Genomic DNA, 12,140 nt, shown 5'->3' with positions numbered 1-12,140 from the left:
ATTATTCGATGAAACTTTTATCCCATAATTCTTCTAAAGAATAGCTGCTGTTGGTGAAATTTTTTGATTGAAGCCAGTTCAATACTTCCCTTAGTTCCTTTTCGGGAGGCATGGAAGCATTGGAAAAATCAGAGATAAACCATGTGTCTTTCACGCTTTCTGGAAAACCGGATTCTTGGATAAGAATATCCATATAGATCTATCGACATTTACTGTCTGCAAAGCGGTATCCCGCTCCATGGCACTTTGAAAATATTCTATTTTTGTGCAAATACCTTTTCTTTCAAAATAACCGTTATGGAGGACAATAATAAAGGGAATGGAATCGAAATCAGGCATTACCCCAATCGTTAAAGGCTGAAGGGATTGGAAATCCTACCGAAAAAATCCTCTAAATTTTTTTATTGTTCCCCAATAGATATATTCTTGGATGATGCATTTTATGACTCCCATTTGAGGAAAGGATTTTGGGCCAGGTCCAAGACTCGGAAGGATAGGGTATCATTTCTATGGCAAAAGGAATAGTATAAAAGAGAAATAAGGAAAGGGGTGTGGCCGGGTGGAAAATTTGTGTAGCGGACGAAGCATGGGTGAATGCAGCCATGCTGAAGGAAAAAATACGGCAGCCCATGGACTTGCTTCCCATGCAGAGGGCTTACAGACGCAGGCGAAGGGTGTTTTTAGCCATGCCGAAGGACTTTTAACAACTGCAGCAGGAGAGGGTGCCCATGCCGAAGGAATTCAGACAACAGCAGAAGGGGGAGCATCCCACGGGGAAGGATTAAAAACCATAGCCAAAGGGGATATGAGCCATGCGGAGGGAACCGAAACCAATGCCAATGGAACTGCTTCCCACAGTGAAGGGCAATTTACAACTGCATATGGTACTGCATCCCATGCAGAAGGGCAATCGACCATGGCAAAGGGGGAAGCTTCCCACGCAGAAGGACAGTCTACCGCAGCCCATGGAGACGGGTCCCATGCAGAAGGCATGGAAACAACAGCCAATGGTCAACCTTCCCATGCAGAAGGATGGAAAACTTTGGCCCAGGGCTTTGCATCCCATGCAGAAGGTCAAGCTACAACGGCAGCGGTTTTTTTTTTTTCAAGCAGAAGACGGCATACGATATCCAATGGTTTATGTTCCCATACAGAAGGTTACGGTACCATAACAACGACCCGGTATGCCCATGCCGAGGGAGAACATACAAAAGCAGAGGGGGCAGCTTCCCATGCAGAAGGCAGCAATACAACAGCAGGGGGTTTTGCTTCCCATGCAGAGGGAGCAAGGACTGCAGCGGGAGGATTTGCCGCCCATGCCCAGGGATATGAGGTAATAGCCGACGGACATTTTTCCCATGGAGAAGGATGGGGAACCAGTACGGGCCTATGTGAGGGTGCACATATCATGGGGAAATTTGGAGATGCCGATGAACCCTATTCATGGTATCTGGCCAATGGAATCAGTGCAGCAGCAAAGGGAATTGCAGCCAAGATCATCGGAAGCGCGGGAAATATGTTTATTGACGGATTGTATGGCAGCTCCGGGACTTCCTATGCCGAAATGTTTGAGAGCATCGATGGAAAACCCATAGACCCAGGGTATTTCGTTACATTGCATGGAAAAAAAATACGAAGAGCGAATGAGAAAGATGCATATATTCTCGGCGTTACTGTGACGAAACCTGCAATTTTAGCTTCCTGTGGAGAATTAAGATGGAAGGGCAAATATATGACCGATCCATGGCAAAGGATTCAATATCGTGAGGTTGTTGTTCCGGAAGTAAAAGACGGCAACGGGAAGGTAATCCTTCCGGAACGCAAGGAAATTCAACCGGTGATTCATCCAGGATGGGATATGACCAGAAAATATATCCCTAGACGAAAACGACCTGAATGGATTCCTGTGGGGTTATTGGGCCAGCTTTTGGTTAGAGATGACGGGACATGTAGTGAAAATGGCTATTGTAGGGTCAATCCGTCTGGAATTGCAACGGCAGCCCCTCATGGCTACAGGGTACTGGAGCGAATCAAAGCAGATCAGATACTGATTTTATTCAGGTAAAATGATTCTCCGAGGGATTAGGATGATCTATAGAAAAAATAAAAATATAGCAGGAGGGGATACAGTTGATGTTGTTAAGGGAGGCAAATGAAATTTTATCAGGCTTAGGCTATGCATCACGGATTGTAAAGGATGCTTCCTTTGACTTGATGGGCGAAATACCGGAAGGGTATAACGGCGGTACTTTGAGATATTTATCCGATTTGAAATACTTCGATAAGAAAATTTCTATGGCTGCTGCTTTGCTCATTGAAGGACATATTGATTTAGAAAAATTATGCACCGTGTATGATGGAGGGATTTTGGTCTGTGAAAATGCCAAGGAATGTTTTTATGCATTACTCATCTATCTCCATGAAAATACAGACTTCTTTGGTATGGCTTATGATACCCATATAGACGATTCTGCCGTCATAGGAAAAAATGTGAAAATACCCTCTAAAAATGTCAGGATTGGAAAAGGGGCAATCATTGAAGATGATGTTATCATAAGTACAAACGTAGAAATAGGAGAGGGTACGAGAATATGCTCTGGTACGATTCTGGGAAGCGAAGGGGTTATGCTTTGCACCATCCAAGGGAGAAGAACTCTCATCCCCCACGCCGGGAAACTGGTGATAGGAAATCGGGTGGCAATCATGAATCATTCTATCATACAGAAGGGGATTCATACGGGGGCAGATACCGTCATAGGAGATGATGTGGTGATCGGATCGGGTGTTTTGATTGCCCATGGGACTCGAATTGGTTCAGGAACCCTGATCTTGGATCATGTGAATATTGCCGGATACTGTTGGATCGGCAGCAATGTATGGGTTGGGGCAGGATGTGTGATGAGAAACGGCACCAAAGTTGGAGATAATAGCCATATTGCCCTTGGAACAGTGCTGATCGAAAACGTACAGGACAATGGGAAAATTAGCGGTTTTTTTGGTATAGACAGGTCGAAAAGTCTAGTGTTCCATGAAAGATTAAAGCAGTATGGATTGGGGGGGAGGGAAGGAAAATGACAGAAATTCTCTTGAAAATAATCAATGAGATTTTAGATAGAAACGGAAAGGAATCATTGCAAACATTGGATGTTCAGCTTTCCTTGCGGAACGATCTTGGGTTTGATTCCTTGGATCTGGCAGTATTAACCGTTAAGATTGAAGATCAATTTGGGATAGATATATTCCAAAATGGCATTGTAGACAAAGTATATGAGATCATCAATGTCGTTTCCAGGAGTGAATAAGGGATGAACTTATTTTTCGTGGATGAAAAGCGAAATATCTTCAAAACTTATGATGACCTTATCAAGGATTTAAACGGCAAGGACAGAATCAGGGAAAAAATTTATTTTGAAAATCCCTATGATATTTTCAAAGAATTAATTTACAGTATGGCAATGGGCTCTCCCGTAGAACTGATTGATTCAGACTTCTCTAAAAGAGAGATTGAGAACTTGCCCATGGATTATGATGAAATTTTTAAAGAAAAACCAGCAACCAAGCTAGATATAAAAGATTTTCATGATTTAATTAAAAGAATAAATAAAAATAAAAAAAGTTGGGGATTGGCCCTTTACACGTCAGGGACTACCGGGAGGCCGAAACGAATTGTACACACATTGGATACCGTAGCGAGAAGTGTCAAAGTATGTGAAGAGATGAGAAAAAAAATTTGGGTCCTAGCATACAATCCAACCCACTTTGCGGGGCTTCAAGTCTTTTTTCAAGCTTTTTTCAATAGGAACCCGATGATATATGTTTTTGATCAGGACAGAAAAAAGATAGAACCCATATTACAGAAATACAAGGTCACTCATATTTCTGCCACACCGACATTTTATAGAACTTTTATCCCATTGGTAGAAAACAGCATTTTATCGGTGGAGGTTGCAACCTTTGGGGGAGAAAAATTTGATCCGAATTTGGAAGAAAAATTGAAAGGAATATTCCCCAATGCAAAAATCAGGAACATATATGCATCCACGGAAGGGGGAAGTCTCTTCGGTGCTGCCGGTGAAGTTTTTGAAATAAAGAAAAACATGGAGCATCTCGTTAGGATATCCGAGGAAAAGGAGCTGTTGATCCACAAGAGCTTGCTGGCACCTTCTACAGAATATTTCCTTGTAGACGACTGGTATCCTACGGGGGACATTGTGGAGGTTGTCGGTGAAAATAAATTTAAATTCACAACGAGAAAAACGGAGATGGTAAATGTCGGAGGATATAAAATAAACCCCCATGAGGTGGAAGAGGAAATCATGAAGATTGACGGGGTTATCGATGTTTTGGTAAAGGGAAGAAAAAACAGTGCGGTTGGAAATATATTGGTGGCAGAAGTGGTGAAAAACGACGAGGAAACCGAGGAAGAGATGATAAAGAAAATCTACGAAGTGTTGTCATTTAAGCTACAAAAATGGAAAATACCAGGTACGATTGTTTTTTGTGCAGAGATTCCCAAAACCAGAACAGGAAAGAAGGTAAGAACATGAAACGAGTGATTGTTACGGGAGATTCAGGAGGATTGGGCCATAAAATCGTGACCAATCTGCTGAACCATGAAGAATATAGCGTGATTGGCGTAAGCAGGCAAGAAACAGCAACCATAATGGATTTGCGGCAGGAATATAAAGAGCGATACCAGCACATAGCATTTGATCTGTCCAGACCGGAAAGGATAAAGGATTTATTTTCCAATCGAATAAAGGATATAGGGCCTATTTACGGGCTGGTAAATAATGCTGCCTATGCATACGACGATATTGTAACAAATGCCCGTATTGAAAGTTTAGAGAGAATGTACAATATCAATGTTTTTTCTCCTATCCTGCTCACGAAATATGTTATCCGAAATATGCTGCTTTACGGAACAAAGGGAGCCATTGTCCACATATCTTCTGTCAGTGCCCACACAGGATATAAAGGATTAAGCATGTATGCTTCCACGAAAGGAGCATTAGAGGCATTTTCCATCGGAGTTGCAAGGGAATGGGGAGGATATGGGATCAGGTCAAATTGTGTGGCACCCGGCTTTATGGAGACACCCATGAGTGAATCTTTGACGCCGGAGCAAAAACGCAGGATTTATAAAAGGACGTCCCTCAAGGAGGAAACCAGTGCAGATAGCGTGGCAAAAACGGTGGCGTTTTTGCTTTCTGAAAATGCTTCTTCCATCACAGGTACTGTGATTCGTGTAGACAATGGGACGATTTAAACAAAACAAATCATGTCAGCGGTATTTGCAAAAAAGAAAAGCCCTTGAGATTTGGCTTGCTGATTGAAGTGGAAGCCTAAATTTCAAGGGTTTCGGCTCATTATATTGCTTTGCTTTCAGGCGGAGCATTTATTCTTTGCGAATCAATATCAGAGGTTGAAAAATGAATAGATGTAAAGATATCTATTTGAGTATGCCTCGGGATTGCAGGATATGGATCATATACTGGGCACGGTGTTTATAAGTATGATCTTTCACGGTCAATCTTCCTTGATTCCGTATTCTTTCCCGTTCCTCCGGTCTTTTCAAATAATAATCAACCAACGCCATGGTTTCCTGAGGGGAGGATGAGGCAATGAGGTCCTGCCCAGGACGAAATCTCTCCCGGATTGCCATGGTATCAGGTGTTAGCAGAAAACCTCCCGAACTCAAAATTTCATAGGTGCGTTGGGTGAGCTGCATATAATTGTTTTGCAGGCCAATGACAATATCAGCACTGCTGTAGACTTGATTTGCTTCCAGATAGGGCAAATATCCGTGGATCCACGAAGCAGGAATATCATATCCCAGAATGGGTTTCATATCTGCCCAGTTATTTCCCCAAAAATCAACCCGAATATTGTTCTCTAGAAGAGGGCAGATGAGAGTTTGAATAGATTTGGTACGATAGGCACTGGGATTATTTTTTAAAATATAGTCGTATGCATTGGCCACAACGGCAATGGAACAGTGGTATTTTGGCATAATATCCGTTCGATAATGGATCCTGGGGTTGTAGGCGTAATCCATATGGGCAGTGGGAAAACCTAGTTGTTGGAAATATTGAACCTTTGATTTGCAAATGGTAAAAACAAAGTTCGGTTGTACCCTTCTAAGCAGGGGCAAAGTAAAAGTATGGGTATGTTCCGGGTCTTCAAGGGACCAAAAAACATGGGGGATACCTGATGCATGGATATATTGTTTCAACCAATTTTGGTAACTCTCCCATTGAAATATTCCCCATCCCATGGTGACAATCAGATGGGGACGAAATTCTTCAATTACCTTTGGAATATTATGCTGTGCCAATGGTCCCGTTACCTTTACTTGGTGGCCTGCATCGACAAATCCCTCAGGGAGCAAGTAATTCCAAACAGGACTGTCTTCAAAAAAGAGGATTCGCATGATGGATTTCACTCCTTACTCTACTTGAATTATCGCTTTGTATATATCAATTTAGAGATTATATCTGCAATCTCTAGTGCTTTTAGTGCTGTGAATCCGTCTGCCACAGGAATTTGATTATTTTTTACGGAGTGTACGAAGGAAGAAATTTCTTCCTTTAAGGGGTCGTTGGTTTGTATGAATACTTTTTCAATGATGTTCTCTTGTTTATAGTGAATATCATACTCCATTTCCAACTTGAAAGCAGTTCTTCTGTAAATTGTAATCATCCGATTCAGAAAATCAACATAAATGCAGGAGTTTTTTGTGTGGATGGTCAACATGCGCATTTTGTCCTCTGTCACCCTGCTGGCGGTCAAGCTGACCAAAATATCATTGGCAAACCGAATGAGTGCTTGCCCGTAGTCAATGTGTTGCTCGCTAAAGATACATTTGCCATGGGCATAGATTGTATCGATTTTGCAGTCCACAATCCAATTCATGATATCCAGATCATGGATCATGAGATCATGGATCACATCGCAGTCAAAAAATTCCCTGTCAAAGGGACTCAGCCTGCGGAAATCTAAGGATATTATTTGTTCATTCTTTAAAACGGAGGTTAATGCTTTGATGACAGGATTAAAGCGTTCAATGTGCCCGACCTGCAAGATGACTCCATTGTCTTTACATGCCTGAATCAACTGACGGGCTTCTTCCTGTGTCTGACAAATAGGCTTTTCCATAAGAAGGTGCTTCTTTTTTTCTGCACACAACAATCCATATTGACAGTGGAAGGGTGTTGGTGCTGCTACAATTACGGCATCTACTGTTTTCAGCAAATCGTTGACTGTAGGAAATGCTGTTGTATAGCATTTTGCAGCGACATCCTTTGCCCTCTGTTGATTGGAATCGAAAAAACCTGCCAATTCCACCTGAGGATACAGTTCTTTGCACGTACGGATATGATTGCAGCCCATTCTGCCTGCACCAATGATTCCCAGCTTCATGCTATTCATAATGGTTAATCACCTCGATGATGTGATAGATTTCCTCAGGGGTCAAGCCGGGATGAACGGGAATCGATACTACTTCACTGCTGGTTTTTAAAGCAACAGGTGTTTCCAAGGGATCGTATCCCAGTTGCCGATAGTAGGGTTGAGCGTTCAGGGGGATAGGGTAATATATGCCCCATTCGATTCCATGGTTTTTTAGATGTCGGATGAATTTCTCCCTGTTGCTTACTTTGATCGTATATTGGTGATATACGTGATGACAGTTGGCTGGAACCCATGGGAGAATGACGGCTTCGTTTTTTATGGTGCTGGTATAAATCTGGGCGTTGGCAATACGCTTGTGATTAAAATCTTCCAGTTTTTTCAGCTGTTCTATTCCGATGGCCGCTGCAATGTTGGTCATGCGAAAATTATATCCCAGCATAGTGTGAAGGTACCGCTCCTGCTGGCCATGATTGATGAGCTTCTTCAGATGCTCATAAACTTGACGGTCATTTGTAAGGATGATACCACCCTCACCGGTGGTCATATTTTTAGTAGGGTAAAAACTGAAGGCAGCGGTTATACCAAAGTTGCCGACAGTTTTTTCATTATATTTGGCTCCGTGGGCTTGGGCACAATCTTCAATGAGGATAAGCCGGTATTTTTCAACGATCTCCATGATTTTTTCCATGTTACAGGGAAGTCCGAATAAATGAACGATGAGTAAAGCACGAGTATCTCTATTTTTTTCTAATATTTTTTCGATGCTATGAGGGTCAATATTAAAGGTATCCGGTTCAATATCGGCAAAAACAGGTATTGCCTGTTGGAAAAGCAGACTGTTGGCGGTAGCTGCAAAGGTAAAAGGTGTTGTGATTACTTTGTCTCCGGGGAGAATTCCTGAAGCAATGACTGCGGCATGCAGTGCCGTTGTACCGGAGGAGGTTGCCACGGCATAATTTGCTTTCATGGATTCCGCAAATTTTCTTTCAAAATCAGAAACCGTTTCGCCGCAGGCAATCATGCCGCTTTTCATAATTTCTTGGACATGCAATATTTCTTCTTCTTCAATGATTGGTTTTGCTATATGGATCATATCATCATCTCCTAATTTCAGATCAAGAACCTATGGCGGATTGTATTTGCTTTCTAGAATATACTATGAGGCCCACAGAAAATCCGTACCCATTTGTCATTGATAAAGGAATATTGTATGAACATCAGATAGAACAACAGATGGGATGGATTTGTTGTTGGTGTCATGTAATCTATCTCCTGTAATCCTCACGGTTTCATTTGGCTGATGAAAGTGTTATAATTTAATATAAAGGGGAGTGATAGGGTGGATAAGAAAGAGTGAGTAAGGTATTGGCTTGAGTTGGCGGAATATGATTTGGAGACAGCGAAAGTCATGCTTGAAGGGGGAAGATATCTTTATGTTGGCTTTATGTGCCATCAAGTAATAGAAAAGGCTTTGAAAGGGTATTTTGCTTCCGTATTACCAGATAATCCTCCGTATATACATAATCTTACCGTATTAGCAAAAAAAGCAGGCATCTATGAGCTCTTTGATGATAAACAAAAGGACATCATTGATTTGCTCGAACCATTAAACATAGAAGCCAGATACCCCACGGTTAAGAATAAATTGTTGAAATCATTATCTAAGGAAAGGTGTAGGAAAATATTAAAAGAAACGGAGGCTTTATTTCTATGGATAAAAGCCAGGCTTTAGAGAAGGCAATAGAATATGCTGCCTTAGTAAGTGAAAAGATAAAACCACAAAAGATCATTTTATATGGTTCTTATGTAAAAGGAAATTGGAAAGAAGAAAGTGATATTGATATAGCTGTAATTGTGAATGCAATTGAGGGTGATTTTTTAGACATGGAAGCTATGCTTTATAAGTTAAGAAGAAATATAGATGATAGAATTGAACCAATTTTATTGGAAGAAAACAACGACGAAAGTGGCTTTCTTAATGAAATTTTAGAGCATGGACAAATCATCTATAGTGCATAAAAAGCTGAAAGTTTAAAGCTTTCGGTTTTTTTATTGCATTTTATTTTTACGCGAAACAAACAAGAGGTCATATACACATAGTATGCAACAATGTATATTTATCTATCATACAGTATCAAATGCTATTTTAACGGAATACAGCGGATGAGTTTGGAGAAAATAGAAGGGTAAATATTAAAGACAAAAGCTCAAATAAAACAGGGAGGTAGTTTTATGACAACAAATCATAGAGTACCCAATAGATTGGTTAAAGAAAAATCTCCATACTTATTGCAACATGCTTATAATCCCGTCGACTGGTTTCCTTGGGGAGACGAAGCGTTTGTTAAAGCAAAGGCCGAAGACAAACCCATATTTCTAAGCATAGGTTATTCAACCTGCCATTGGTGTCATGTGATGGAGAGGGAATCCTTTGAAGATGCAGAAGTAGCGGAGGTGTTGAATCGGTATTTTGTTGCTATTAAGGTAGACCGGGAAGAGAGACCGGATATTGATCATATCTACATGAGTTTTTGTCAGGCCATGACAGGGCATGGCGGCTGGCCTCTTACGGTGATTCTTACACCCGACAGAAGGCCCTTCTTTGCAGGAACGTATTTCCCGAAAAGGAGTAAATACGGGCATCCCGGCTTGATGGACCTACTGTATCGAATTTGGGATGCATGGAAAAATAGAAGGGATGAACTGGAGAAATCCAGCATAGAGATTACTCAGGCAGTACAATCGTCAGTACTGGACAGCACCCAAGATCAGCTTCCCCAAGAAACGATTCATGATGCCTATAAAGAATTGAAACACTTTTTTGATCCGGTTTATGGAGGATTTGGCAAGGCACCCAAATTTCCTACACCCCATCATCTATCCTTTCTGTTACGATACTACGCCGCTACTGGAGAAGAAGAGGCCTTGGCAATGGTGGAAAAAACCCTTGACGGCATGTATAAGGGGGGAATTTTCGATCATATCGGCTTTGGCTTTGCCAGGTATTCTACAGACCAAAAGTGGCTGGTGCCCCATTTTGAAAAAATGCTCTATGATAATGCTTTGTTGACGATTGCCTATCTGGAGGCTTTTCAAGCAACGGGAAATTATCGATATGCTGAAATCGCAGAAAAAGTATTCACCTATATCCTCAGGGATATGAGTCCTGTAGAGGGGGGATTTTATTCTGCAGAGGATGCTGATGCAGAGGGAATTGAGGGAAAATTTTATGTGTTTGATGTTCAGGAAGTAAAGGAGGTGCTGGGAGAAGAGGATGGGCAGCTGTTTTGTAAATATTATGATATTCAGCCCCGCGGGAATTTTGAAGGAAAGAGCATCCCCAATTTGATCGGTGTTTCCCTAGCCGACCTGGAGAAGGATCAAGAGTTAAAGGAGAGATTATCCCTTTGCCGTGAAAAGCTTTATCACTACAGGGAACAAAGAATCCACCCTTACAAGGATGATAAGATCTTAACGGCTTGGAATGGTTTGATGATTGCCGCTGCAGCCATGGCGGGAAGGATTTTGGACAACATTGCCTATATCCATGCGGCCAAAAAGGCAGCAGGGTTTATTATGAACCATCTGGTCAATGAAGAAGGTCGCTTGCTGGCTAGGTATCGGGATGGGGAAGCTGCCTATTTGGCTTATATAGATGACTATGCCTTTTTCATCTGGGGACTCATTGAGCTATATGAGGCAACCTTTGAAACGATCTATTTGGAGAAGGCGATAGGGTTGACACGGGATATGATTCATCTGTTCTGGGATGAAAAGGAGGGGGGATTCTTTCTGTATGGCAAAGACAGCGAGCCATTAATTGTAAGGCCAAAGGAAATCTATGACGGGGCAACGCCTTCCGGAAATTCCGTGGCCACCATGAATATGTTAAGGTTGGCAAGAATGACGGGAGATAGGGAACTGGAAGAAAAGGCCATGGCTCAGTTTTATATCTTTGGGGGTAATGTAAAAGAAAATCCCAATGCTTATACTCATTTTATGATGGCATTTCTCTTTGCCAATATGCCGACCAAGCAGGTGGTGATTGCAGGGGAGAGGGGCAAGGAAGATACAAAAAGAATGCTGGCGGAATTGGATAGAAGATTTCTACCTTTTGCGACGGTGATTTTTAATGACGGAGCAGAAGCGCTGCATAGGCTGGTGCCTTTTGTCAAAAATCAAGGAAGGATCGGAAATACAGCCACGGCCTATATATGTGAGAATTTTGCCTGCAATATCCCAACGTCAGACATGGCACAGTTTACAAAAATGCTGGCAGCTTCCCATAAACTCAAGGAGCGTTAGGATGTTGATCTTAACGCTCCTATTGTTTGTAAAAATCGGCATATAGTTGATAAAGATTTGTTTTGGTAATCATTAAAACTTGAAAAGCAGGAATATCAACGATACAATGCAGATACAAGAACATTTCCATAGCCTCATTCTTATCGGGTGGGGCTGTTTCATTATGGTATGGATGTGGTATGGCCAAGGCTTATCCTCCATCTCACGGAGGATGTGGTAGTATACAAGGATGCGGGAGAGGTTGTCAAGATCGTGGAAAACGGCAGGATGATGTATGTTTCTTTGAAGATTTTAACGGAGGAGTTCAATGGGAAGGGAGATGATGGTGGACGAAGGGGCATAGGAATTCTCACCGCAAACCAAGAGGTAATTCGTTTTTATGGGCAACAGTAGAATAAAATGATATAATTTTGTAGAGAGAT

13 protein-coding genes are annotated in these 12,140 nt (G+C 41.7%); 9 read left to right on the top strand and 4 right to left on the bottom strand.

The annotated features are described in order from the left end of the window. Position 1: 1 nt before the first annotated feature. Positions 2 to 193: a hypothetical protein gene (locus tag AN619_RS08560; protein WP_068556315.1), complete on the bottom strand. Its 192-nt coding sequence runs from the start codon at positions 191 to 193 to the stop codon at positions 2 to 4. Between the two features lie 366 nt (positions 194 to 559). Between AN619_RS08560 and AN619_RS08555 the strand changes: the two genes are divergently transcribed. The 5 genes from AN619_RS08555 (at position 560) to AN619_RS08535 (ending at position 5,269) form a co-directional block, all read left to right on the top strand. Beyond that, positions 560 to 2,065 (top strand): peptidase G2 autoproteolytic cleavage domain-containing protein, encoded by a 1,506-nt coding sequence (locus AN619_RS08555; RefSeq protein ID WP_068556314.1) that lies wholly within the window; start codon positions 560 to 562, stop codon positions 2,063 to 2,065. A gap of 68 nt (positions 2,066 to 2,133) precedes the next feature. Continuing rightward, positions 2,134 to 3,075: an LbetaH domain-containing protein gene (locus tag AN619_RS08550; protein WP_068556313.1), complete on the top strand. Its 942-nt coding sequence runs from the start codon at positions 2,134 to 2,136 to the stop codon at positions 3,073 to 3,075. After that, entirely contained in the window at positions 3,072 to 3,302 is a 231-nt protein-coding gene (locus AN619_RS08545; RefSeq protein ID WP_068556312.1) for an acyl carrier protein, read from the top strand. Before AN619_RS08550 ends, AN619_RS08545 begins: the two co-directional genes overlap by 4 nt. A 3-nt stretch (positions 3,303 to 3,305) precedes the next feature. Then, positions 3,306 to 4,547: an ANL family adenylate-forming protein gene (locus AN619_RS08540; protein ID WP_068556311.1), complete on the top strand. Its 1,242-nt coding sequence runs from the start codon at positions 3,306 to 3,308 to the stop codon at positions 4,545 to 4,547. Further along, the gene (locus AN619_RS08535) at positions 4,544 to 5,269 is read left to right on the top strand and encodes an SDR family NAD(P)-dependent oxidoreductase (RefSeq protein ID WP_068556310.1); all 726 of its coding nucleotides are present in this window, start codon (positions 4,544 to 4,546) and stop codon (positions 5,267 to 5,269) included. The genes AN619_RS08540 and AN619_RS08535 overlap by 4 nt, the downstream gene beginning before the upstream one ends. Positions 5,270 to 5,452: 183 nt before the next feature. Here the strand turns inward: AN619_RS08535 and AN619_RS08530 are convergent, their stop codons facing one another. Genes AN619_RS08530 through AN619_RS08520 form a run of 3 tightly spaced genes read right to left on the bottom strand, consistent with a single transcriptional unit; the run spans position 5,453 to position 8,506 of the window. Further along, a complete protein-coding gene (locus AN619_RS08530) occupies positions 5,453 to 6,433 on the bottom strand; it encodes a CgeB family protein (RefSeq protein WP_068556309.1) in 981 nt (326 codons plus the stop codon). 29 nt (positions 6,434 to 6,462) lie between these two features. Next, the gene (locus AN619_RS08525; protein ID WP_068556308.1) at positions 6,463 to 7,431 is read right to left on the bottom strand and encodes a Gfo/Idh/MocA family protein; all 969 of its coding nucleotides are present in this window, start codon (positions 7,429 to 7,431) and stop codon (positions 6,463 to 6,465) included. Next, positions 7,424 to 8,506 (bottom strand): DegT/DnrJ/EryC1/StrS family aminotransferase, encoded by a 1,083-nt coding sequence (locus tag AN619_RS08520; RefSeq protein ID WP_068556307.1) that lies wholly within the window; start codon positions 8,504 to 8,506, stop codon positions 7,424 to 7,426. The genes AN619_RS08525 and AN619_RS08520 overlap by 8 nt, the downstream gene beginning before the upstream one ends. Before the next feature lie 297 nt (positions 8,507 to 8,803). Here AN619_RS08520 and AN619_RS08515 point away from each other — a divergent pair, with 297 nt between their 5' ends. The 4 genes from AN619_RS08515 to AN619_RS08500 all read left to right on the top strand — a co-directional run bounded on the left by AN619_RS08515 (position 8,804) and on the right by AN619_RS08500 (position 12,111). Further along, positions 8,804 to 9,145, top strand: a complete 342-nt coding sequence (locus AN619_RS08515; RefSeq protein ID WP_242867365.1) for a HEPN domain-containing protein — start codon at positions 8,804 to 8,806, stop codon at positions 9,143 to 9,145. Next, positions 9,124 to 9,432: a nucleotidyltransferase domain-containing protein gene (locus AN619_RS08510; RefSeq protein ID WP_068556306.1), complete on the top strand. Its 309-nt coding sequence runs from the start codon at positions 9,124 to 9,126 to the stop codon at positions 9,430 to 9,432. The genes AN619_RS08515 and AN619_RS08510 overlap by 22 nt, the downstream gene beginning before the upstream one ends. Positions 9,433 to 9,645: 213 nt before the next feature. Beyond that, on the top strand, positions 9,646 to 11,718 hold the full coding sequence (locus AN619_RS08505; protein WP_068556305.1) for a thioredoxin domain-containing protein: 2,073 nt from the start codon (positions 9,646 to 9,648) through the stop codon (positions 11,716 to 11,718). A gap of 168 nt (positions 11,719 to 11,886) precedes the next feature. Then, entirely contained in the window at positions 11,887 to 12,111 is a 225-nt protein-coding gene (locus tag AN619_RS08500) for a hypothetical protein (protein ID WP_068556304.1), read from the top strand. The last annotated feature ends 29 nt before the right edge of the window (positions 12,112 to 12,140 follow it).

The organism is Thermotalea metallivorans (genome assembly GCF_001562415.1).
Taxonomy (GTDB): domain Bacteria; phylum Bacillota; class Clostridia; order Peptostreptococcales; family Thermotaleaceae; genus Thermotalea; species Thermotalea metallivorans.
Note: the sequence above shows the minus strand (reverse complement) of the source record. Positions and strands in the feature narration are given on the sequence as shown.

Excerpts from the sequence above, each read along its gene's own strand:
- AN619_RS08560 (WP_068556315.1), bottom strand. The coding sequence starts at position 193 with ATGGATATTCTTATCCAAGAATCCGGTTTTCCAGAAAGCGTGAAAGAC.
- AN619_RS08545 (WP_068556312.1), top strand. The coding sequence starts at position 3,072 with ATGACAGAAATTCTCTTGAAAATAATCAATGAGATTTTAGATAGAAAC.
- AN619_RS08530 (WP_068556309.1), bottom strand. The coding sequence starts at position 6,433 with ATGCGAATCCTCTTTTTTGAAGACAGTCCTGTTTGGAATTACTTGCTC.
- AN619_RS08525 (WP_068556308.1), bottom strand. The coding sequence starts at position 7,431 with ATGAATAGCATGAAGCTGGGAATCATTGGTGCAGGCAGAATGGGCTGC.
- AN619_RS08500 (WP_068556304.1), top strand. The coding sequence starts at position 11,887 with ATGGATGTGGTATGGCCAAGGCTTATCCTCCATCTCACGGAGGATGTG.
- AN619_RS08550 (WP_068556313.1), top strand. The coding sequence starts at position 2,134 with ATGTTGTTAAGGGAGGCAAATGAAATTTTATCAGGCTTAGGCTATGCA.
- AN619_RS08510 (WP_068556306.1), top strand. The coding sequence starts at position 9,124 with ATGGATAAAAGCCAGGCTTTAGAGAAGGCAATAGAATATGCTGCCTTA.
- AN619_RS08535 (WP_068556310.1), top strand. The coding sequence starts at position 4,544 with ATGAAACGAGTGATTGTTACGGGAGATTCAGGAGGATTGGGCCATAAA.
- AN619_RS08540 (WP_068556311.1), top strand. The coding sequence starts at position 3,306 with ATGAACTTATTTTTCGTGGATGAAAAGCGAAATATCTTCAAAACTTAT.
- AN619_RS08505 (WP_068556305.1), top strand. The coding sequence starts at position 9,646 with ATGACAACAAATCATAGAGTACCCAATAGATTGGTTAAAGAAAAATCT.
- AN619_RS08520 (WP_068556307.1), bottom strand. The coding sequence starts at position 8,506 with ATGATCCATATAGCAAAACCAATCATTGAAGAAGAAGAAATATTGCAT.